Below are 20686 nucleotides of genomic sequence, written 5' to 3'. Positions count from 1 at the left end.
GACCGCAACCCGCACCGGGCCGACCGGCTGAGCGCCGGGCCCGCCGGAGCGACCTCGCTGCGACCTGCGGCCGACCGATGGGGAGCCCCCGATGACGACAGCACGGGATCTGATGATCGTCGCGTTGGACGTGCCGCCCGTGCGCGACGTCGGGCAGGGCGACCTGTCGCTCGCCCTCGCGGGCGCGGAGGCCGTCGACCTGGTCCGGGCGGGGTCGTTCGTCCTCGACGGCGACCTCGTCGTGCCCGGCCCGCCGACGGCGCCGCAGGACCCGCTCCTGGCCGCCGCCGAGGCCTCGTTCGTGCGGACGGAACCCTACGAGTCGCTGGAGGACTGGCTGTGGCGCCGGGGCCGCGACCTGGCGGCCGCCTACGCCGCCCGGCTGGCGGCGGACGGACTCGTCGCCCGCAAGCGCGGCCGGCTGCTCGCCGCCCGGTCCGCGCCGCTGCCGGTCGACTCTGCGGCGCGGCGGCGCGCGAACGCGCGCCTGGCGTCGGACGAGCCGGTCCTCGCCACGCTGACCACGGCCGTCGGTCTGCGCGCGGAGCCCGCCGAAGGGTTCCCGGGGCCGCTGGAGGAGGCGGTCGTGACCGTGCTGGCGTCCACCGGCGACGCGCTGGCCGAGCTCCAGGCCGTACGGCAGCGGCGCTCCGTCGAGGACGCGGGCTTCGACAACATGTGGCAGGCCCTCTGACGCCTCCCGGTCCGCTCGCGCGGCCTCACGGCGCGGCTCTCTCGCGCTCCCGGCGCTGCAGCTGTCCCGCGAGATCGGCGGCGGTCGCCTTGATGGTCTCCAGGCCCGCCCGGCCCCAGGGCCGGGGCGTGAGATCGGCGACGCACACCGTGCCCAGCGCCATGCCGGTCGAGTCGATCAGCGGGGCGCCCAGGTAGCTGCGGATGCCGTACTCGTCGACGACCGGGTTGCCCGCGAAGCGCGGGTAGTCGGCCACGTCCTCCAGGACCAGCGCCTTGCGCCGCACCACGACATGCGGGCAGTAGCCGTATTCGCGGGGCAGCCGGCGGCCCATCTCGGGCTTGCCGCCACGGGCGGACCGGCCGCCCAGCGGGGTGTGCAGCCCGGCGAAGAACTGCCGCTCCTCGTCGAGGAAGTTGACCATGGCGTACGGCGCTGAGGTCACCTCGGCGAGACGGTCGGCGAAGGCGTCCAGGGCGGCCTCCGGCCATTCCCCGAGGCCGAGCCGGCGCAGCCGGCGCGCCCGGGCGGGAGCCTCCTTGTCCTCCGGCGTGAGCAGCAGACGACCGGCCGGGCGCGGCGGGTCGTAGCTCATGGCCGGGCTCCGTCGCTGTGGACGTACGTCATTTGCGGCTCCGGGGGCATGGGGGTGCGGGCGTCACATGTGGGCGCCGCGGCTCGGCTGGGGTGCGGCCGGTGCGTGGGCGATGAGGTGCTTGACGAGGGTGAGCAGGGTCTGGACGCCCGAGGCGGAGATCCGCGCGTCGCAGCGCACGACGGGGACGGAGGGGTCCAGGTCGATGGCGGCGCGCACCTCCTCGGGGTCGTAGCGGTGGGATCCGTCGAACTCGTTGACGGCGATGATGAAGGCGAGTCCGCGCTCCTCGAAGAAGTCGACGGCGGCGAAGCACTCCTCCAGCCGGCGGGTGTCCGCGAGGATGACCGCGCCGAGCGCGCCCTCGGACAGTTCGTCCCACATGAACCAGAACCGTTCCTGGCCGGGGGTGCCGAACAGGTAGAGGACGTGCCGGGGGTCGAGGGTGATGCGGCCGAAGTCCATGGCGACGGTCGTCTCGACCTTGTTCTCGATGCCGTCGAGGTTGTCGGTGGCGGCGCTGACGGTGGTGAGCAGCTCCTCCGTGCTGAGCGGCGCGATCTCGCTCACGGCCCCGACGAAGGTCGTCTTACCCACCCCGAAGCCGCCCGCGACCAGGATCTTCAGGGCGGTGGGGAACGGGTCGGGTCCGGTGTCGTCGGGGCCTCCGTAGGCGCGGCTGTCGCCGTACCTGTCGTATGCGTCGCGGTCAGAGCTGTCGTCGTAGTCCATCGAGCACTGCCTCCAGTAGGGCCCGGTCGGTGGGTGTGTGGTGGTACTCGGGGGGCTTGGTGGTCAGCGCCCCGCAGTCGAGGAGGTCGGACAGCAGCACCTTGGTGACCGCCGCCGGCAGCCTCAGATGGGCCGCGATCTCGGCGACCGACACGGGCGCGCGGGTCAGGTCGAGCGCCTGCGCGTGCTCGGGGCCGAGATAGCCGAGGGGGGTCGCCCCTGTGGCCCTCACCTGCGACATGAGATCGAGGGCGACGCTGGGCCTGGTCCGGCCGTTGCTGACCGTGAACGGGCGCACCAGCCGTCCGGCCGCGTCGTCGAGCCAGGGCCCGTCGCCGGCCGCCGCCATGCTCAAGGTCCCATCACCGACGGTTCGGCGTGCTGCCGGGGTGCGGTCATCAGATACGGCCGGACGCTCTTGACCAGCATCGACATCTCGTAGCCGAGCACGGCGGCGTCGGCCTCGCGCCCGGCGAGCACCGCGAGGCACGTGCCGGACCCGGCGGTGGTGACGAACAGCAGCGTCGAGTCCAGTTCGACGACGACCTGCCGCACGTCCCCGCCGTCGCCGAACCGGACGCCGGCGCTGCGGCCGAGGGAGTACAGGCCGGAGGCCAGCGCGGCCATGTGGTCGGCGCTGTCGGGGTCCAGGCCGTGGACCGACTTCACGAGTCCGTCGCAGGAGAGCAGCACCGCGCTCGAGGTGTGCGGTACGCGCTGCACGAGGCCGCTCATCAGCCAGTCGAGATCGGATACCTGGCCGGTCGGCGCATCGCTCGCCATGGTGGATCGACTCCTTGGGGTACGAAGGTCTGCGGGAGCGCTGGGAGTGGGGGTGTGGATGGGGGCGGTCGTGAGAGTGGTCGTGGGGGTGGTGGCGCTCGCGGTGGTCATCCGGCGGGTGCGCTCCCGTCGTGCCGGGCGGTGGTCCGGCCGGGGCCGGGCCGCTCCGGTGCCTCACGGGGGCCGTACGCCTCGGACGGCGCGGCCGGGTGCGCGGGGTGTGGGGCGGATATCCCGGCCGGGTGCGACGGCGGCCCGGCGTCGGCCCGGGTCGGCAGCGGGCGCAGCGGCGGCAGGGGCGGCAGCGGCCGTGCGCCCTCCGGAACGGCCGCGACGGTGTCGTCCCCGCCCGCGGGGCCGGGCTGCGACGGACCTGACGGTGCCGACGGCTCCGCCGGGAAGAAGGGCCCCGGGTGGGACCACGAGGACGACGGCGACTGCGACTGCGACTGCGACTGCGAGAACGAGGCCGGGGCGGGGGCCGGGGACCGGAACGCGGGGGAAGGCGGTCGCACGGGGTCCTGGGGGTCGTCGGTGACGGGGTGCGGGGACGCCTCCGCGACGTCCGCCTCCAGACTCTGCTGGGCCTCGGCCAGGCCGAAGCCCCGCTGGAAGGCCGCCATCAGGCCCGGGTCGTGACCGGCGGGCTGTTCGGTGTCCGGGCGCGGGACGGGGCCGCCGCGCAGCTGGGGCACGAGGTGTTCCTGGGCCCGGCGGCGGGGCAGCTGGGGCTTGCCCATGGTGCCGCGCACCGGGCCCACGCGCGGGGTGGGCGCGAGACCCGCGTGCTCCTCGACGACGGCACGGTCGTCCTGGCGGATGCCGGGGGCGGCCTCGGCCGGGTTGGGCCGGGTCCCGCGCGCGCCGCGCACCGGCAGCGGCGCGGGCCGGCCGCCGGGCTCGGCGGGGCCGGGACCGCCCTGCGTCCGCGAGGGCGGGGGCGGCGGCGCTCCGCCGGAGGAAGCCGGCGACGACGCGGACGCGGACGCGGAGGCCGCGTGGGAGGCGGACGAGGGGCGGGGGCCGACGGCGTCCCGGGTGGGCGGCGGCCCGGCGGCGTCCGGGCGGCCGGCGCCGTCGCTGTGGTCCCGGGTGCGCGCCGGCGTCGTCTCCGCGCTCGTCGTGGCCCGGGCCGGGCCCGCGCCGTCGGCGTCCCCGGTCCGCAGGCGGGCGACCGGTGCGGGCAGGTCGCCAGGGGCCCGGTGTGCCGGGGCCTCGTGGCGGCCCGCGCCGGCGTGCCGCGGGAGGGAGGGGCGCGCCGGGTCGGGGGTGCGGGCTCCGCCGACCGTCACGGGCGACCCGGCGCCGGACGCCGAGTGGCGCGGGGCCGGCGGCAGGGTGGGCCGGCCGGGGGCGGCGGCGAGGGGGCTCGGGGCGGGCACGAGGGGCCGGCCGGCGCCGTCGCTGTCCGGGCCCCGGGAGACGGAGCCGGGGAGGCCCGGCCCGGAGCCCAGCAGCGCCTGCGGGACGACGAGGACGGCCTGGACGCCGCCGTAGATGTTGCACTGCAACCGGACCCGGATGCCGTGCCGCCGGGCGAGCTGGGAGACGACGAACAGCCCGATCCGGCCGTCGGCGAGCAGGCGGCCGACGTTGACCTGGTCGGGGTCGGCGAGCAGGGCGTTCATCCGGCTCGCCTCCTCGGCGGGCATGCCGAGGCCGCGGTCCTCGACCTCGACGGCCAGCCCCGAGGTGACGAGGTTGGCCCGCAGCAGCACCTGGGTGTGCGGGGCGGAGAACACCGTGGCGTTCTCGACGAGTTCGGCGAGCAGGTGGATGACGTCGGCGACGGCGTGGCCGCGCAGCTCGCCGTCGACGGGGGGCACGAGCTTGACCCGCGAGTACTGCTCGACCTCGGCGATCGCGGAGCGCAGCACCTCCGTCATCGAGACCGGGTGGCTCCACTGCCGGCGCGAGACGGCCCCGCCGAGGACGGCGAGGTTCTCCGCGTGGCGGCGGATCCGGGTGGCGAGATGGTCGACGTGGAAGAGGCCCTTGAGCAGGTCGGGGTCCTCGATCTCGTTCTCCAGCTCGTCGAGGATCGAGATCTCGCGGTGCACCAGGGACTGCAGGCGTCGCGCGAGGTTGACGAACACCTCCAGTTTCTGTTCGCTGCCGGTCTGGCTGGACAGCTGGGCGGCCTGCACGACGGCGGCGACGGCCCCGTCGTGGGCGCGGGACAGATCGGCGGCGAGCAGCTCGAAGTCGTCGGCGTCGCCGGGCGGTCCGCCGCGGGTCCTGCGCGGCGGCGGGGCCTCGCCGCGGCGCAGCGTTTCGACGACGCCGAGCAGTTCTGCCTCGCCGCGCGCGCTGCTGCGGCGCAGCGCCGCGACACGGTCGGCGACGGAGCGGGCGGCGCGGTCCGCGGCAACGGCGGCGATCACGAGACCGACGCCGGTCACCGCGACTCCGCCGGCGAGGACCGCCCACAGGACCGGTCCGGGCCGGACGCCGGAGGAGCGCACGGTGAAGAGGACGACCGCGCAGGCGCTGAGGGCGACCGCGGTCGGGGGGAGCACGGCGAGCCGCAGCAGCTGGGGCCGTATGGGTGTCTCGGCCGGCGCCGGTGCGGTGCGGGGGGCCGGCCGCCCGTGCCGCCCGCCCTCACGGCGGTCTGCTCGTGCGGCGGGTGCGCGGAGGTGAGACATCGGTGTCCTCGTACTGGTCCGTCGAGCCGGGTCGTCGGTCGGAAGAGCCGTCGGTCGCGAGCGCCGGGGAATACGGCCCGGTATGTGCGACGGCGACTCACAGTAGTTGGCAACCCATCATGTGCGGTGGGCAGTTGACAAAGTCCCGCACACAGCGTCCCGCTCTGGTATGAGGCTTCGCACGGCAGACCGATAAGCCCGCGGGACCAGGGACACAACGAGGAACGAATCCGATCAGGGCTGGTCAGGGACTGTCACAAATGACCGTGCGGGCCGGGGAGCTGCTCGCTCCCCGGCCCGCACGGTTTCCGGTGCCGGACGTCTGCCCGTCCCGGCTCAGCCGGCCGGGACCGCCTCCGGCGCTTCACCGCCCTCGGCGGCGCCCTTCGGTTCGTCACTGTCGGTATCGGCTTTGGCCTCGACCGTCGTCTCGTCCAGCGGCTGCCAGCCACCGACCGGGGCACGGGCGGCGCCACGCCACCAGGGCTCGCCCGGAACGGTCTCGCCGCCGGGTTCGAACGGCTCGCCCGGGCGCGGCAGCGCGACCCTCGCCCCCACGGCCCGGCCGGCGGCCAGCGTGCCCTCCCCCGGGTCGGTCCACGCGTGGGTGGCGAGATTGAAGGTGGCCCAGTGGATGGGCAGCATCACCCCGCCGGGCCCGCCCTGCAGATCGAGATGGGCCCGCATGCCCTCTTCGGGCGTCATGTGGATGTCGGGCCAGAAGTCCGAGTACGCCCCGATCTGGATCATCGTCGCGTCGAAGGGGCCGTGGGCGGCCCCGATCTCCCGGAAGCCGTCGAAGTAGCCGGTGTCGCCGCTGTGGAAGACCCGGTGCTCCTCGCCCGCGACGACCCAGGACGCCCACAGGGTGTGCTGGGTGTTGCGCAGGCCGCGTCCGCAGAAGTGGCGGGCCGGGGTGGCCGTGAGGGTGAGACCGCCGACCTTGGTCTCCTCGTGCCAGTCCAGCTCACGCAGCCGGTCGGCGGACACGCCCCAGTGCTCCAGATGGGCGCCGACGCCCAGCGGCACGGCGAACAGGGTGTCCGTGCCGGCCAGCGCCTTGATCGTGGGCAGGTCCAGATGGTCGTAGTGGTCGTGCGAGATGACGACGACGTCGACCGGGCCCAGCGCCGCGAGCGGAAGCGGGGCCGGGTGCAGGCGCCTGGGACCGGCGAACGGGAACGGCGAGCAGCGCTCTCCCCAGACCGGGTCGAACAGCACGCGCTGCCCGTCGATCTCCGCGAGCACGCTGGAGTGGCCCATCCAGGTCACCCTGAGCCCGCTGGCGGGCGGCTCGGCGAGGTCGGCCAGGGTCGTGGCGTGCACGGGCACGGTGCCCGCCGGGGAGCGGCGGGGGCGCTGCTCCTTGTCGAAGAAGACCTTGGCGAAGTCGAGGGCCGAGCCCGAGGGGCGGGTCCGCGCCGGGCCGCCGGGGTTCACGAAGACCCCGTCCTTGTAGTGCGGCGATCTGCGGATGCGCGCGAGGCGCTCACCGCGGGGATCCGCACCGAAGGCCTCGGGCTGCAGAGCGCGGAGCCCGGAGCTCAGGGAACGGAAACCGGACACGGTACCTCCAGGTGGAGTCGCTGAGGCATTCCATTATGGTCGCCGCCCGCGACAACGCGTTGACAGGCCCCGCCGCCGCTCCCGATACTGACCCACCGTTCAGTTGCCACCCCCGGTCGAGGAGCCCGAGTGACCTCACCCTTCCTGTCCCTCACCTGGACCGACCACCTCACCGGCCGCCGGGGCTTCCTGGTCGTCGACCGGCTCGTGCGCGGCGTCTGCAGCGGCGGCCTGCGCATGCGGGCGGGCTGCACCCTGGACGAGGTCGCCGGACTCGCCCGCGGCATGAGCCTCAAGGAGGCCCTGCACTACGACCCCGCGGCGCGCTACGTCCCGCTGGGCGGCGCCAAGGGCGGCATCGACTGCGACCCCCGCGACCCGGAGGCCTACGGGCTCCTGGTGCGCTACCTGCGGGCGATGCGCCCGTACGTGGAGAGCTGCTGGACCACCGGCGAGGACCTGGGACTGACCCAGGACCTGGTGGACCGTGCCGTCGCGGAGGTGGGGCTGGTGTCCTGCGTGCAGGCGGTGCACCCGCTGCTCGACGACGAGGCGGCCGCCCGGGCCCGGCTGGCGGCCGCCTTCACCGTCGAGGTCGGCGGCATCGGCCTGGACGAGCTGGTCGGCGGCTGCGGGGTCGCCGAGTCCGTGCTGACCGCCCTGGACCGGGCCGGGGCGGCGCACACCGGCGCCCGCGTCGCGCTCCAGGGCTTCGGCACCATGGGCGGCGCCACCGCCCGCTTCCTCACGCGCGCGGGCCTGACCGTGGTGGCCGTCGCCGACGTCAAGGGCACCGTGGCCAATCCGGCGGGGCTCGACGTCGAGGCGCTGCTCGCCGCTCGGGACGCCCACGGCGCCGTGGACCGGGGCGCTCTGCGGCCCGGCGACCGCGAGCTGCCGGACGACGCCTGGCTGTCGGTGGAGGCGGAGGTGCTCGTCCCGGCCGCCGTGTCGTACGCGATCGGGGTCGAGGAGCAGGAGCGGATCGGCGCTTGCGTGCGGTGGATAGCCGAGGCGGCCAACATGCCCGTCACACCGCAGGCGGAGACGCTGCTGCACGCGCGCGGGGTGAGCGTGCTGCCGGACGTCGTCGTCAACTCCGGCACCAACGCCTGGTGGTGGTGGACGCTCTTCGGCGACATCGGCGCGGACGCGCGGGAGGCCTTCGCGCACACCCGCCGGTCCATGCGCGCCCTGGTCGAACTCGTGCTCACGCGCGCGGAGGCCGACGGGACGACGCCACGCGCCGCCGCGCACGCGATCGCCGAACAACGTCTGCCGGTGATCACACACCGCTTCGGCACGTACGGCTCCGGGACGTACGACTCCGGGACACCGCGCCGGGCGTGAGGATTTCGCGTTCGGCGTTCGGCGTTCGGCATTCGGCGTGCGGCATTCGGCGTGCGGCATTCGGCGTGCGGCATCCGGCGTGCGGCTGCGGGGTCGCCGTGCCACGAAGCCGCCTCCCTCTCGTCCGAGGCCACGGACTAGGGTGTCCGCGTGGCGAGGGTCCGGTTGAGTGTGGCCGAGCGGCGCGAGGAGCTGCTGCGGGCGGCCATCGAGCAGATCGAGGCGCGGGGCGTGGCGGCGGTCAGGATCGCCGACGTCGCCGCGGCGCTCGGCGTGAGCAACGCCCTGGTGCTCTACCACTTCTCGACCAAGGAGCGGCTCGTCGCCGAGGCGTTCGCCCATGCCGCCCAGGACGACCTGGCGCATCTGCGCAAGCTGGTCGGCCGGCGGACGACGGCGCTGCGCCGGCTGCGCGCGGCCGTGCGCTGGTACGCGCCCACGGGGCAGGCCAAGGGCTGGCGGCTGTGGATCGAGGGCTGGGCCGTGTCTCTGCGCGAACCGGCGTTGCGGGAGGTGGCCCGGGGGCTGGACCAGGAGTGGAAGGCCGCCCTCGTCGAGGTCATCGCCGAGGGCGTTGCGGCGGGCGAGTTCCCGTGCCCGGACCCGGCCGGCTCGGCCCTGCGTCTGACGGCCCTGCTGGACGGGCTCGCCGTGCAGGTGACGTCCTACGACGGCGCGCTGTCCCGCGCGCGGGCGCAGGAGTGGGTCGACGAGGCGCTCGACCGTGAACTGGGCCTGTCCCCGGGAGCGCCGGACGCCTCGACGCGCTGAGCGGCCGGTCAGTCGAGTGCGTAGACCGCCGTCACCGTCGCCCCGGCCCGGATCTCACCCGGGGCGACCGGAACGGCGCCGGTGCTCGCGCCTGAGGTCTCCCCGGGCGGCGGCACGGGGCGCGGGTAGGTCGAGGCGTCCTCGCTGAGGGAGACCAGCGCGCCCAGCCGGCGGCCGCTGAGGCGGGCGTACTGCTCCGCCTTGGCGTGGGCGTCGGCGTGCGCTGCCGCACGGGCGCGGGCCTGGAGCGGAGCGGGGTCGGAGACGTCGAAGACGACGGAGTCGACGCGGGCCGCGGCGCCGGCCGCGTCGGTCACCGCCTGAAGGACCGCGCCGGTCCTCGCCACCTCGCGGACCGTCACCGTGAAGGACTGGGCCGCCTGATAGCCCGTCAACCGGGGGGCGCCGTCCGTGTAGTCGTGCAGGGGGGTGAGGGTGACGCTCCGCGTGTGGATGTCCCTTTCGGCGACGCCCTGGGCCCGGACGGCGGCCAGCAGCGCGGCGGCGGCCTGGTTCTGCGCGTCCAGGGCGGACTGCGAGGTCTTGGCGGAGGTCTCGACCCCGGCGCCGACCACCGCGAGGTCGGGTGGCGCGCTCGCACTGCCCTCCCCGGTCACCGTCACGGTCGCGGGCGCGGTCGCGGGCGCGGTCGCCGGCCCGGGCACGGGCGCGGAGGGAGCGGGATCCGGCGCGGGAACGGGAGTGGACTCGGGAACGGGAGCGGCCCCCGGGACGGGCGTGGGCTCGGCGTGCGCGGGCCGCGGTGCGGCCGCCGGGCGGGCGGCGAGCGCGAGCGCCGGGGCCGCGCCGAGCACCGGGACGCCGAGGGCGAGCAGACAGACGACGGCCGCGGCGACGGAGCGACGGGGAAGAGGCATGCGGGACCGGTCCTCGGGGTGTCGGACGTCAGCGGGGGGGGGCGGGTGCGGTCATCCCAGCACCCGCCCCTGCGCGCGCGGGGACGCCACTCCCGTCCGGTCACCTCACTGGTGGAGCGGCCGGCCGCCCGGGACCGACGGCCGGTCGCGCCCGTCAGGCGACGGCGGAGATCCGCATCCTGATGTCGTCCGGCTTCAGCGTGCCCTTGGCGACCACGTGGTCGCCGGAGGACTCCCCGCGCAGCCGGCGGCCGATCCACGGCACGAGGTACTCGCGCGCCCAGTGCACGTCGTCGCGCCGCACCTCGAGGGTGCCGCGCGGCGGGAGCACCGGCCAGGGCTGCTCCGGGTCGGCCGGCACCTCCAGGCCCAGGACCTGGCCGGCGCGCAGCGCCACGCGCGTGTGCCCCTCCGGGGAGAGGTGCAGCCGGTCGCCGTCCCAGGCCCTGCGGTCCTGGACGGACTTCAGGGACCACAGGTCGAGCACCGGACAGCCGTAGCGGTCGGCGACGGCGCGCACATGTCCGTTGTACGTGGCGATCTTGCCGCGCAGGTGCTTGAGCACGGGGACGCCACGGGTGTCGAAGCCGGTGGTCACCATGACGGTGCCGGCGACGGCGCTCAGGGCCGAGATCGCGCGCTCGAAGCGCTCGGCGACCTCGTCCGGGTCGGTGCCGGGACGGAGGATGTCGTTGCCGCCCGCGCAGAAGGAGACCAGGTCCGGGGCGAGTTCCACGGCCCTGGGGAGCTGGTCCTCCATGATCTGGTCGAGCAGCTTTCCGCGGACCGCGAGGTTGGTGTAGTCGAAGTCGCCTTCGGGCCGCCGGTCGGCGAGGAGGACCGCGAACCGGTCCGCCCAGCCGACGAAGGCCCCGTCCGGGCCGGGGTCGCCTACGCCCTCGGTGAAGCTGTCCCCCACCGCCACGTACGACCCGATCACTGATCTGTTGTCACTCTTCGAATCGTCTGCCACAGCAGTTCATGATTCACCTTCGAATGTGACTTACGCGACCGTAGGCAGGTGTTGACGGTCGGTGAGATAAGCCACTCCTAAAGAATTTGCCAACCAGGGAATAGGCGATCGCGCCGGGACGCCGTCGGTCCGCGACGGCTCCGCGCGGTGCGGGACCGGTGGCGTGCGGACAGCACGAAGGCCGGGCCCCGGATACTTCGATCGGTGGGGCCCGGCCTTCGGCTGCGTGTCAGGCGGGGTTGCCGGGGGGTCAGCCGACGGAGACGCCGTGCGCGCGCAGGTAGGCGATCGGGTCCACGTCGGAGCCGTAGTCCGGCGTGGTGCGGATCTCGAAGTGCAGGTGCGGACCGGTGACGTTGCCGGTCGCCCCGGAGAGGCCGACCTGCTGGCCCGCGGTCACGGTCTGGCCGGCCGAGACCGAGAGCTGGGAGAGGTGGGCGTACTGGGCGTAGTAGCCGTCGGCGAGCCTGATGACGACCTGGTTGCCGTACGCGCCGCCCCAGCCCGCGGACACGACGGTGCCCGCGCCCACGGCCTTCAGGGTGGTGCCGGTGGGGACGACGAAGTCCGTGCCCGTGTGATAGCCGCTGGACCACATGCTGCCCGACTGGTGGTACGGGGTGCCGACGACGGCCCCGGACACCGGCAGGACGTAACCGCCGGCGTTGCTCTCGGCGGCCTGGGTCGTCTTCGAGGAGGAGGCCGGCGCCTTCGACGCGGAGGACTGCGAAGCCTTCGACGAACCCGTGGCGGACTGCGACTTGGGGGCCGCGGACCGGGAGGACGACGAGCCGGACGGCTGGTGGGCGCCGGAGGCGGCCTTCTTGCCGATCGACAGCCGGAGGCCGGGGTGGATCAGCGACGGGTCGTCGCCGACGACCGCGCGGTTGTCGCGGTAGAGCCGCTGCCAGCCGCCGCTGACGTTCTGCTCGTCCGCGATCTTCGAGAGGTAGTCGCCGGACCGCACGGTGTACGTCTTCGCGGTGGCGGTCTTGCGGGTCGTCCCGGCGGCCTGGACGGCCTTTTCCGGGGCCGTCTGCGCGACGGACTGCGCGGACGTCTGCGCAACCGACCCGGGGGTGGCGGCGTGAGCGCCGGAGGCGCCCATCAGCGGCAGGGCGAGTGCGGCTCCGCCCGTTCCGGCGACGGCTATGGAGCGGGTGAGACGCTGGGCCTTGGGACGGCGGTGCTTACCCTTCGCGGGCATGACGGATTCCTCTCCGGCGCCTGCGAGGTGAGCTGTCGGGTGCGGGCTGGAGATGCCCGGCCGCGCCGAGGCGCGACTTGACCCCTAGCCTGTTCCGGGAACCGGAACAGGCGGTTGTGCCTGTGGGTCCCCCGCTCCTGCCATGCACGGGTGAGTGTGCGGGATCCGGGCGGTGGCAGGATTCGGCGTCCGTCCGGATTGGGGTGGAACGTAAGCGACCCGGACGCACGGAGACAAGCGAAGGTTGCACGGTTCACGCGTTTCTCTTGATCCCCGCCGGGCATCCCCCGTCACCCTGCGTGAAACAAGTGCCTCTCTCCCCCTCAAGGCACAGGAGAACCCTGCGAATTACGTGAACATGACGCACGACGTACGGTCACCGATATGACGCTGCTCACGTGACGGTGCTCCAGGTTCCCTTACTTCCCGGCGAGTTGGAACTAAGGCTTCAATTCGGACAGAAAGCTCAGATGCGACGCAGGCGGATAACCGTCGCATCGAGGTCGCCGCGCAGCCCGGTCCGCAGTCCGTGATGCAGCAGCACCGCACCCCGGTGCACTTCGCCCGTTTCACGGCATTCGTACGACGCCGTCGGGTCGAGTCCGCGCAGCCGCAGGGCGGGGACGGGCTCGCCGTACCGCTGGGCCTGCAGCCAGGCGAGGACGACGCTCTCGTCGCCGCGCACGTACTGCACGGCGCTCAGCCCGCCCGCCGGAGGGCGCAGCCGGTAGAGGTCGCCCTGCTGCACGAGCGGCCGGATGTCCTTGTAGAGATCCACCCAGCGACGCGCTTCGGCGAGTTCGTCCTCGCTCCACTCGGAGAGGTCGCCGCCGACGCCGAGGACCCCCGCCATGGCGCTGACGAACCGGAAGCGCAGCGAGCTCACCCTGCCGTTGAGCTGGGCGTTGGGGCTGTCGGTGACCCATGCGGCCATGACGCGCGCGGGATGGATCTGACTGAAGCCGTGCTGGATGTCGAGCCGGTCGAGCGGGTCGGTGTTGTCGGAGGTCCACACCTGGTCGGTGCGGCTCATGATGCCGAGGTCGACGCGCCCGCCGCCGCCCGAGCAGGACTCGAAGGCGACGCCGGGGTGGGCCTCCCGCAGCCGGTCCAGCAGGCGGTACAGGGCCCGCACGTGGTCGACCCACAGGCGCTGCGGATAGGCGTCGTCCGGCCAGCCGGCGTCGGTGAAGCACCGGTTGAAGTCCCACTTGACGTAGTCGATCGGGGCGCTGGAGAGCAGCCCGTGGAGCTGCTCCCAGAGGTACTCCTGGACGTCCTCCCGCGCGAGGTTCAGCATGAGCTGATTGCGGAACTCCGTACGCTTTCGTCCCGGTTGGAACTGCACCCAGTCGGGGTGCGCCCGGTAGAGGTCGCTGTCGGGGTTGACCATCTCGGGCTCGACCCAGATGCCGAACCGCATGCCGAGGGCGTGCACCTGGTCCGCGAGGGGCTTGAGCCCGTGGGGGAAGCGGTCGGGGTTGGCGTGCCAGTCGCCCAGTCCGGCGTGGTCGCCGGTGCGCGCCCCGAACCAGCCGTCGTCGACGACGAAGAGCTCGACGCCGATCGCCGCGGCCCGCCGGGCGAGGGCCGCCTGCTGCTCCTCGGAGATGTCGAAGTAGGTCGCCTCCCAGGAGTTGAACAGCACCGGCCGGTCCTGCTCGGCGTCCGGGATGACGTGCGCGCGCTGGTAGGCGTGCCAGGCGCGGCTCGCCCCGCCGAAGCCGGCGTCGCTCCACAGCCCGGCGAAGACGGGCGTGGTGAAGGCCTCGCCCGCGGTGAGGCGCAGCAGGCCCGAGTCGTCGTATCCGGCGCCGCCGGTGATCTGCACGCGCGCGTCGGGGAGTTGGGCGACGGCGATCCGCCAGGAGCCGGACCAGGCCAGCGCGCAGCCGTAGACCTCGCCGCGCTCCTCGGTGGCGTCGGTGTCGAGGGCGACCCAGGGCAGGTGCTGGTGTCCGGTGTGGCCGCGGCGGCTGCCGATGACCTTCTCGCCGTAGGTGAGCGGGGACCGCGTCAGCCGCGACTCGGCGGCCCAGCGGCCGTGCAGCTGGGACAGCCGCCAGGCGTCGCGCAGCGGCAGGGTCCAGGTGGCCGAGTCGGCGCGCAGCAGCTCCAGGGGCTGTGTGCCCTCGTTGCGCACGGTGGCCCACCGCTCGACGACGTCGCCGCGCATCCGGTAGTGCAGGGTGAGCGCGAGGCCGGCGTCGCGAAAGCGCAGCCGCAGCTCGTCGCCGTCGCTCTCGTGGGCCTCGAAGGCCCACTCGGTGCCGCGCCGCTGCTCGGTGCGCACGGACAGGGCGGGCCGCACGAAGCGGGGGCCGCCCTCGACCGGGTACTCCTCGTGCCCGTCGAGCGGGGCCTCGAAGGAGGCGCCGCGCTCCTGCGGCGCGAGCGCGGCGAGCGCCTCGGCGTCCGCGAGCGCGATGCGCGGGCCCCAGTGCAGATGGACCAGCTCGGCGGCCTCGGTGAGATGGAGGGCATAGCTGCTCGTGGGCCCCGAAAGGAGCCACGTACGGCCATTGTCGGCGATCTCGGGCATCAAGCCCCCACTTTCGAACAGGTGCGATCAAACACCGACATCATCGAGTGCGGTCGGCCCGTCGGGCAACCCTCGGCGACCCGACTCCCACCTGGGCGGACGTCCTGTGGACAACCCGTTGCCCCGGGTACCCATGTCGTATGGTCGGGGAGATGTCCCGTCGGCCACAGGAGCCGCGCCGACGGTGACCGACAGGGAGGGAGCCCCAGTGACGCAGCAGATCCCGTCGACCGAGCCCGAGCTGGCCGGCGTGCGCAACTTCCGGGACGTGGGCGGGCTGCCGACCGTGGACGGCCGGCGCGTGCGTCACGGCGTGCTCTTCCGCAGCGGTCACCTCGCGCACGCGACCGACGAGGACGCCGCGTTCCTGTCCGGCCTCGGCCTGCACACGATCTTCGACTTCCGCAACGCCGCGGACCAGAAGCTGGAGGGCCCGGACGTCGAACTGCCGGGCGTGCGCAACGTCAACCTGCCCCTGTCGGACCCGGCGGACGGCGCCGAGTTCTGGCAGATGGTCCGTGACGGCGACGTCGACCAGCTGCGCGGGATCCTCGGCGACGGCAAGGCCGCGAACCGGATGACCGCCTCCTACCGCTCGATGGTCAGGGAGCGGACGGCCGAGCACGCGCGGGTGCTGCACGCGCTGGCCGAGGACAGCCTCCCGGCCCTGATGCACTGCGCGGCGGGCAAGGACCGCGCGGGCCTGTCGGTGGCGGTGACGCTGCTGGCCGTGGGCGTGGAGCGGGACGCGATCCTCGGGGACTACCTGGAATCCAACGCCCTGCACCGCCGCTACAAGGTGCGCCGCAGTTCGGCCTCGGGCGAGGCCTACTCCCCCGAGATCATGGAGCTGCTGAGCCCTCTCTTCGACGCACGCGAGGAGTACCTGGCGGCGGCGTTCGAGACCGTGGAGGAGATCTGGGGCGGGTCCGACGCCTATCTGGAGCAGGGTCTCGGGCTCTCCCCCGAGACCCGCGAGCGGCTGCGCGACCGCCTCCTCGACTGACGGCGGCCGCGGGCGCCGCACCCCGCTACTGGCTGGTGCCCACCTCGAACAGCAGCCACAGGAACGCGGCGAAGAGGTGTCCGACGGCGATGTAGATGATCAGCCGGATCCAGAGCGTGCGGGGGAACTTCTCCTCGTAGTCGCTCATGACGTGGCTCCGTTCTCGGACGGGTTCGGCCCCAGGCACAGCGTGGCGGCAGGGCTCTGCAACAAGGTGTGGACGAAGAGGAGCTCGACGCCGTCGGGGTCCTGGGCGGCGATACGGTGCGGGGTCAGCGAGTCGAAGTGCGCGCTGTCCCCGGGGCCCAGCAGGTCCGTGGTGTCGCCGAGGCGCAGTCGCAGCCGGCCCTTCAGGACGTACAGCCACTCCTCCCCCGGGTGCACGCGCACGATGTCGCCCTGGGAGCCGTGCGGGACCTGCACGCGCAGGGCCTGCATCCCGCGGCCGGAGGCGCCGGCCTGCCAGTAGGTCCAGCCGCCGGCGCGGGTCGGCTCCATGGCGGCGGCGCGGACGACGGCGTCACGGTCGGCGACCGTCTCCCCGAGCAGATCCGAGACGGTCGTACCATAGACCCGCGCGAGCGTGAGCAGCATCGGCAGCGACGGCTGGCGCTGTCCGGTCTCCAGACGGGAGAGGTGCGCGGGCGACAGCCCGGCGGCGCGGGCCGCGGTCTCCAGGGTGAGGGCGGCCCGGCGGCGCAGGGCGCGCAGCTGGGGGGCGACGGCGGGCAGAGCGGCCTCGGCCTGCTGGACCGAGGGCTCCGGCTCGGGTGGGTTCATGACTCCATTGGAGGCTGGATTTGCCTCTGCGGCAAATCCCTTGCCTCAGAGGCAAACCGCCGGATCCCGCGGCCGAGGGGACGGAGCGTCCCCGCGGTCAGCGGTTGGCGACCGCCTGCTTCACCAGCGTCTTGCTGAAGTCCCACATCAGCCCGCCGCCGCTGTGCGCCTCGTCCATCACGGCGGTGAAGGCGTCGACGAACCGGTCCACCTCCGCCTCGCCGATGACCAGCGGCGGGATCAGCTTGATCACCTCCAGGTGGTCGCCGGAGACCTGGGTGAGGATCCGGTGGCGCTGGAGCAGCGGCACCACCACCATCTGCGCGAACAGCCCCTTGCGCGCCGCCTGGAGCACGGTCCAGCGGCTGCGCAGCTTCAGCGAGCGGGGCCTGCCGAACTCGATGCCGATCATCAGCCCGCGGCCCCGGACGTCGGCCAGCAGCTCGTAGCGGTCGGTCAGCGCCGCGAGCCGGGACTTCAGGAGGTCACCTGTCAGCCGGGCGTTCGCGACGGTCTGCTCGTTCTCCATGACGGCCAGCACGGCCAGCCCCGCCGCCATGGCCTGGGCGTTGGAGCCGAAGCTCGCCGAGTGCACCAGCACCCGGTCCATCGACGAGTAGACCTTCTTGAAGATCCAGTCCCGGCCCAGCGTCGCGCCCACCGGGACGTACCCGCCGGACAGTGCCTTGGCCACGCACACCAGGTCCGGTTCGACGCCGTCCTCGTGCTGGTACGCGTAGAAGTCGCCGGTCCGGCCGAGTCCGGTCTGCACCTCGTCCACGACGAGCAGCGCCTTGTGCCGGTGCAGCAGTTCCTGGGCGGCGCGCAGATAGCCGGGCGGCGCCTCGTGCACCCCCTTGCCCTGGATCGGCTCGACGATCAGGGCGGCGACGTCCCCCTTCGCCAGCTCCGCGGCCAGCGCGTCGAGATCGCCGAGCGGGACGGCCGTGTCGGGCAGCAGGGGCGCGAACCCGTCCCGGAAGCCCGACTCGCCGTTCACCGACAGCGAGCCCGTCGTGAGCCCGTGGAAGGCATGGTCGCAGTACAGGACCCTGGGCCGGCCCGTGGCGTAGCGGGCGAACTTCAGCGCGGTCTCCACCGCCTCGGTGCCGCTGTTGCCGAAGAACACGCGGTCCAGGTGCGGGCTGTGCGCGAGCAGCTTCTCGGCCAGCAGGCCGGGCAGCGGCTGGCAGTCGAAGCGGGTGAGGTCGGCGAGCCGGGCGTCGAGGACGTCGTGCAGCGCCTTGCGAACGACGGGGTGGTGGCGGCCCAGGCCCATCACCCCGAACCCGGCGAGCATGTCGAGGTAGTCGTTGCCGTCCGTGTCCCAGAAGTACGCGCCCTCGCCGCGCTCGTAGACCTTGTCGAAGCCGATGGTGTGCAGCATGCGCGGCAGCTGGTGGTTGAGGTACTTGCCGTGCAGCTCGTAGCGCTCGGCTCCGCGCTCGGCCAGCAGGGCGCCGAGGTCGAACTCCGTGGTCATTCCGCCTTCTCCTTGACTGGCTCCCCGGCCGGGCCGGCCGCGGCCCCGGCGACGGAGCCTGCGTCCCCGCCGGCCAGGCTCGCGCCGATCCGGCCGGCGATCTCGACGGGCGTGAGCCCGATGTCGGCGAGCACCTCGCCGCGTTTGGCGTGCGCGAGGAACTGCTCCGGGATCCCGAACCTGCGCACGGGCACGTCGACCTCGGCGTCGCCCAGGGCCAGCGCCACCGCCGATCCGACGCCGGCGGCCCGGCTGTTGTCCTCGACGACGGCCACCAGTCGGTGTCCGGCGGCGAGCCCGGGCAGGGCCGGGTCGACGGGCTTGACCCAGCGGGGGTCCACCACCGTGCAGCCGACGCCGCGGACCGCGAGCAGCTCGGCGGCCTGGAGGCACACCGGCGCCATCACGCCGACGGCCACCAGCAGCACGTCCGCCCGCTCGCCGCGGTGCAGCACGTCCATGCCGCCCACCCGGCCGACGGCCGGCACGTCCGGTCCGACCGACTCCTTGGGGAAGCGGACCAGCGTCGGCGCGTCGTCCACCGCCACCGCCTCGCGCAGCTGCGCGCGCAGCTGACGTGCGTCGCGGGGGGCCGCGATGCGCAGTCCCGGCACGACCTGGAGCACGGACATGTCCCACATGCCGTTGTGGGACGCCCCGTCGACGCCGGTCACCCCGGCGCGGTCCAGGACGAACGTGACGCCGCAGCGGTGCAGGGCCACGTCCATCAGCAGCTGGTCGAAGGCCCGGTTGAGGAAGGTGGCGTAGACGGCGACGACCGGGTGCAGCCCGCCCGTCGCCAGGCCCGCGGCGCTGACGGTCGCGTGCTGCTCGGCTATGCCGACGTCCCAGACCCGGTCGGGGAAGCGTTCGGCGAACCTGCCGAGGCCCACCGGGTGCAGCATCGCCGCGGTGATCGCCACGACGTCGTCGCGCTCCTCGCCGATCGCCACGATCTCGTCGCCGAAGACGGACGTCCACGACGGCCCGCCGGCCGGCGCGAGCGGGGCGCAGGTGAGGGGGTCCATCACGCCGACGGTGTGGAAGCGGTCCTCCTCGTGCGCGAGGGCCGGCTCGAAACCGCGCCCCTTCTCGGTCAGGCAGTGCACCAGCACCGGGCCGTGGAAGCGCTTGGCCCGCCGCAGCGCGGACTCGACGGCCCCCAGGTCGTGGCCGTCGATCGGGCCGACGTACTTCAGGCCGAGGTCCTCGAACATGCCCTGTGGCGCGAAGGCGTCCTTGAAGCCCTTCTTCGCGCCGTGCAGCGACTCGTAGACCGTGTTCCCGACGACCGGGGTGCGCAGCAGCACGTCCTTCCCCCAGGCCAGCACCTTCTCGTAGCCGTCGGTGGTGCGCAGGGTGGCGAGGTGGTCGGCGAGTCCGCCGATGGTCGGCGCGTACGAGCGCTCGTTGTCGTTGACGACGATGATGAGCGGCCGGTCCTTGGCCGCCGCGATGTTGTTGAGCGCCTCCCAGGCCATGCCGCCGGTGAGCGCGCCGTCGCCGATGACCGCGACCACGTGCCCCGTCCCTCCCTGCACCTGGCGGGCCTTGGCGAGGCCGTCGGCCCAGCCGAGCGCGGTGGAGGCGTGGCTGTTCTCGATGACGTCGTGCTCGGACTCCTCGCGGGAGGGGTAGCCGGACAGGCCGCCCTTGCCGCGCAGCTTGGAGAAGTCCTGACGCCCTGTCAGCAGCTTGTGCACATAGCTCTGGTGTCCGGTGTCCCACAGGATGCGGTCGGCCGGCGACTCGAAGACCCGGTGCAGGGCGATGGTCAGCTCCACCACGCCCAGGTTGGGTCCGAGGTGGCCGCCGGTCCTGGCGACCGCCTGCACCAGGAACTCCCTGATCTCTTCGGACAGTTCACCGAGTTCCGCCTCGGACAGCGCCTTCAGGTCGCGTGGTTGCCGGATGGTCTCCAGGATCGTCACGTCGGGCCCCCTCTCGGTCCGTGCCTTGCCTCAACTCACCGTCACGGCCGGTTTTCCCGTGCCGGCGGGGACGCCGGAAGCGACGCCTTCGCGTTCCATCTGCTCGGCCAGCTTCATGGCCTCTTCGATGAGGGTCTCCACGATCTTCGACTCGGGGACGGTCTTGACGACCTCGCCCTTGACGAAGATCTGGCCCTTGCCGTTGCCGGAGGCGACGCCGAGGTCGGCCTCGCGGGCCTCGCCGGGACCGTTGACGACGCAGCCCATCACCGCGACCCGCAGCGGGACCTCCATACCGGTCAGACCGGCCGTGACCTCTTCCGCCAGCTTGTACACGTCGACCTGCGCGCGGCCGCAGGACGGGCACGAGACGATCTCCAAGCCGCGCTGCTTGAGGTTGAGCGACTCCAGGATCTGGTTGCCGACCTTGACCTCCTCCACCGGCGGAGCCGACAACGAGACCCGGATGGTGTCGCCGATGCCCTGCGAGAGCAGCGCGCCGAAGGCGACCGCCGACTTGATCGTGCCCTGGAACGCCGGACCCGCCTCCGTCACCCCGAGGTGCAGGGGGTAGTCGCACTGCGCGGCGAGCTGACGGTAGGCCTCGATCATCACGACCGGGTCGTTGTGCTTGACCGAGATCTTGATGTCGCGGAAGTCGTGCTCCTCGAACAGCGACGCCTCCCACAGCGCCGACTCCACCAGCGCCTCAGGAGTCGCCTTGCCGTACTTCTGCAGCAGACGACG

19 protein-coding genes and 1 riboswitch are annotated in these 20686 nt (G+C 73.5%); of the genes, 4 read left to right on the top strand and 15 right to left on the bottom strand.

Translation table 11 applies throughout. The features are described from left to right. The first annotated feature begins 91 nt into the window (after window positions 1-91). Complete coding sequence (locus ACGFSH_RS28935; RefSeq protein ID WP_393353619.1) at window positions 92-694, top strand: GPP34 family phosphoprotein; 603 nt, start codon at window positions 92-94, stop codon at window positions 692-694. A gap of 25 nt (window positions 695-719) precedes the next feature. On the opposite strand, the gene ACGFSH_RS28930 is transcribed toward ACGFSH_RS28935, so the two are convergent. From ACGFSH_RS28930 to ACGFSH_RS28905, 6 genes are all read right to left on the bottom strand, one after another. After that, window positions 720-1289 (bottom strand): GAF domain-containing protein, encoded by a 570-nt coding sequence (locus tag ACGFSH_RS28930; RefSeq protein WP_393353617.1) that lies wholly within the window; start codon window positions 1287-1289, stop codon window positions 720-722. A gap of 63 nt (window positions 1290-1352) precedes the next feature. Then, window positions 1353-2021 carry an ATP/GTP-binding protein gene (locus ACGFSH_RS28925; RefSeq protein ID WP_329415501.1) on the bottom strand — a complete coding sequence of 223 codons (669 nt, stop codon included), beginning with the start codon at window positions 2019-2021 and terminating at the stop codon, window positions 1353-1355. Next, on the bottom strand, window positions 1999-2370 hold the full coding sequence (locus tag ACGFSH_RS28920) for a DUF742 domain-containing protein (protein WP_256915420.1): 372 nt from the start codon (window positions 2368-2370) through the stop codon (window positions 1999-2001). Before ACGFSH_RS28920 ends, ACGFSH_RS28925 begins: the two co-directional genes overlap by 23 nt. 2 nt (window positions 2371-2372) lie before the next feature. Then, entirely contained in the window at window positions 2373-2804 is a 432-nt protein-coding gene (locus ACGFSH_RS28915) for a roadblock/LC7 domain-containing protein (protein ID WP_393353616.1), read from the bottom strand. Between the two features lie 107 nt (window positions 2805-2911). Beyond that, a complete protein-coding gene (locus tag ACGFSH_RS28910; RefSeq protein ID WP_393353615.1) occupies window positions 2912-5452 on the bottom strand; it encodes an ATP-binding protein in 2541 nt (846 codons plus the stop codon). 336 nt (window positions 5453-5788) lie between these two features. Next, complete coding sequence (locus tag ACGFSH_RS28905; protein ID WP_393353614.1) at window positions 5789-7018, bottom strand: MBL fold metallo-hydrolase; 1230 nt, start codon at window positions 7016-7018, stop codon at window positions 5789-5791. A 129-nt stretch (window positions 7019-7147) separates the two neighbouring features. Between ACGFSH_RS28905 and ACGFSH_RS28900 the strand changes: the two genes are divergently transcribed. Both ACGFSH_RS28900 and ACGFSH_RS28895 read left to right on the top strand, forming a co-directional pair. Next, window positions 7148-8368 carry a Glu/Leu/Phe/Val dehydrogenase dimerization domain-containing protein gene (locus ACGFSH_RS28900; protein ID WP_393353612.1) on the top strand — a complete coding sequence of 407 codons (1221 nt, stop codon included), beginning with the start codon at window positions 7148-7150 and terminating at the stop codon, window positions 8366-8368. Between the two features lie 150 nt (window positions 8369-8518). Beyond that, the gene (locus ACGFSH_RS28895; protein ID WP_393353611.1) at window positions 8519-9139 is read left to right on the top strand and encodes a TetR/AcrR family transcriptional regulator; all 621 of its coding nucleotides are present in this window, start codon (window positions 8519-8521) and stop codon (window positions 9137-9139) included. Window positions 9140-9147: 8 nt separating this feature from the next. Here the strand turns inward: ACGFSH_RS28895 and ACGFSH_RS28890 are convergent, their stop codons facing one another. The 4 genes from ACGFSH_RS28890 to ACGFSH_RS28875 form a co-directional block, all read right to left on the bottom strand. Beyond that, on the bottom strand, window positions 9148-10017 hold the full coding sequence (locus ACGFSH_RS28890; protein ID WP_393353610.1) for an SIMPL domain-containing protein: 870 nt from the start codon (window positions 10015-10017) through the stop codon (window positions 9148-9150). Between the two features lie 154 nt (window positions 10018-10171). Further along, on the bottom strand, window positions 10172-10957 hold the full coding sequence (locus ACGFSH_RS28885; protein ID WP_393353609.1) for an SGNH/GDSL hydrolase family protein: 786 nt from the start codon (window positions 10955-10957) through the stop codon (window positions 10172-10174). Between the two features lie 283 nt (window positions 10958-11240). Continuing rightward, window positions 11241-12197, bottom strand: coding sequence for a peptidoglycan DD-metalloendopeptidase family protein (locus ACGFSH_RS28880; protein WP_393353608.1), 957 nt, complete (start codon window positions 12195-12197; stop codon window positions 11241-11243). Window positions 12198-12201: 4 nt separating this feature from the next. Continuing rightward, window positions 12202-12395, bottom strand: a riboswitch (cyclic di-AMP (ydaO/yuaA leader). A gap of 268 nt (window positions 12396-12663) precedes the next feature. Next, window positions 12664-14739, bottom strand: coding sequence for an alpha-galactosidase (locus ACGFSH_RS28875; protein ID WP_393353607.1), 2076 nt, complete (start codon window positions 14737-14739; stop codon window positions 12664-12666). Window positions 14740-14947: 208 nt separating this feature from the next. On the opposite strand from ACGFSH_RS28875, the gene ACGFSH_RS28870 reads away from it, so the two are divergent. After that, entirely contained in the window at window positions 14948-15745 is a 798-nt protein-coding gene (locus ACGFSH_RS28870) for a tyrosine-protein phosphatase (RefSeq protein ID WP_393353606.1), read from the top strand. Window positions 15746-15770: 25 nt separating this feature from the next. Here the strand turns inward: ACGFSH_RS28870 and ACGFSH_RS28865 are convergent, their stop codons facing one another. The 5 genes from ACGFSH_RS28865 to ACGFSH_RS28845 all read right to left on the bottom strand — a co-directional run. Continuing rightward, entirely contained in the window at window positions 15771-15893 is a 123-nt protein-coding gene (locus ACGFSH_RS28865; protein WP_069774050.1) for a DUF6126 family protein, read from the bottom strand. Next, window positions 15890-16525 carry a helix-turn-helix domain-containing protein gene (locus ACGFSH_RS28860; protein WP_393353605.1) on the bottom strand — a complete coding sequence of 212 codons (636 nt, stop codon included), beginning with the start codon at window positions 16523-16525 and terminating at the stop codon, window positions 15890-15892. Before ACGFSH_RS28860 ends, ACGFSH_RS28865 begins: the two co-directional genes overlap by 4 nt. 97 nt (window positions 16526-16622) lie before the next feature. Then, a complete protein-coding gene (locus tag ACGFSH_RS28855) occupies window positions 16623-18008 on the bottom strand; it encodes an aspartate aminotransferase family protein (RefSeq protein ID WP_393353604.1) in 1386 nt (461 codons plus the stop codon). Next, window positions 18005-19939, bottom strand: a complete 1935-nt coding sequence (gene dxs / locus ACGFSH_RS28850; RefSeq protein WP_393353603.1) for a 1-deoxy-D-xylulose-5-phosphate synthase — start codon at window positions 19937-19939, stop codon at window positions 18005-18007. Before dxs ends, ACGFSH_RS28855 begins: the two co-directional genes overlap by 4 nt. Before the next feature lie 30 nt (window positions 19940-19969). Beyond that, window positions 19970-20686, bottom strand: a 717-nt coding sequence (locus tag ACGFSH_RS28845; protein ID WP_393353602.1) for a flavodoxin-dependent (E)-4-hydroxy-3-methylbut-2-enyl-diphosphate synthase, incomplete at its 5' end; no start/stop codon positions are given.

Origin of the sequence: Streptomyces sp. NPDC048481 (assembly GCF_043200075.1) — a bacterium.
Lineage (GTDB): Bacteria > Actinomycetota > Actinomycetes > Streptomycetales > Streptomycetaceae > Streptomyces.
This window is presented reverse-complemented; position numbering and strand designations above follow the sequence as displayed.

Excerpts from the sequence above, each read along its gene's own strand:
- ACGFSH_RS28935 (WP_393353619.1), top strand. The coding sequence starts at position 92 with ATGACGACAGCACGGGATCTGATGATCGTCGCGTTGGACGTGCCGCCC.
- ACGFSH_RS28930 (WP_393353617.1), bottom strand. The coding sequence starts at position 1,289 with ATGAGCTACGACCCGCCGCGCCCGGCCGGTCGTCTGCTGCTCACGCCG.
- ACGFSH_RS28925 (WP_329415501.1), bottom strand. The coding sequence starts at position 2,021 with ATGGACTACGACGACAGCTCTGACCGCGACGCATACGACAGGTACGGC.
- ACGFSH_RS28920 (WP_256915420.1), bottom strand. The coding sequence starts at position 2,370 with ATGGCGGCGGCCGGCGACGGGCCCTGGCTCGACGACGCGGCCGGACGG.
- ACGFSH_RS28915 (WP_393353616.1), bottom strand. The coding sequence starts at position 2,804 with ATGGCGAGCGATGCGCCGACCGGCCAGGTATCCGATCTCGACTGGCTG.
- ACGFSH_RS28910 (WP_393353615.1), bottom strand. The coding sequence starts at position 5,452 with ATGTCTCACCTCCGCGCACCCGCCGCACGAGCAGACCGCCGTGAGGGC.
- ACGFSH_RS28890 (WP_393353610.1), bottom strand. The coding sequence starts at position 10,017 with ATGCCTCTTCCCCGTCGCTCCGTCGCCGCGGCCGTCGTCTGTCTGCTC.
- ACGFSH_RS28880 (WP_393353608.1), bottom strand. The coding sequence starts at position 12,197 with ATGCCCGCGAAGGGTAAGCACCGCCGTCCCAAGGCCCAGCGTCTCACC.
- ACGFSH_RS28875 (WP_393353607.1), bottom strand. The coding sequence starts at position 14,739 with ATGCCCGAGATCGCCGACAATGGCCGTACGTGGCTCCTTTCGGGGCCC.
- ACGFSH_RS28865 (WP_069774050.1), bottom strand. The coding sequence starts at position 15,893 with ATGAGCGACTACGAGGAGAAGTTCCCCCGCACGCTCTGGATCCGGCTG.
- ACGFSH_RS28860 (WP_393353605.1), bottom strand. The coding sequence starts at position 16,525 with ATGAACCCACCCGAGCCGGAGCCCTCGGTCCAGCAGGCCGAGGCCGCT.
- ACGFSH_RS28855 (WP_393353604.1), bottom strand. The coding sequence starts at position 18,008 with ATGACCACGGAGTTCGACCTCGGCGCCCTGCTGGCCGAGCGCGGAGCC.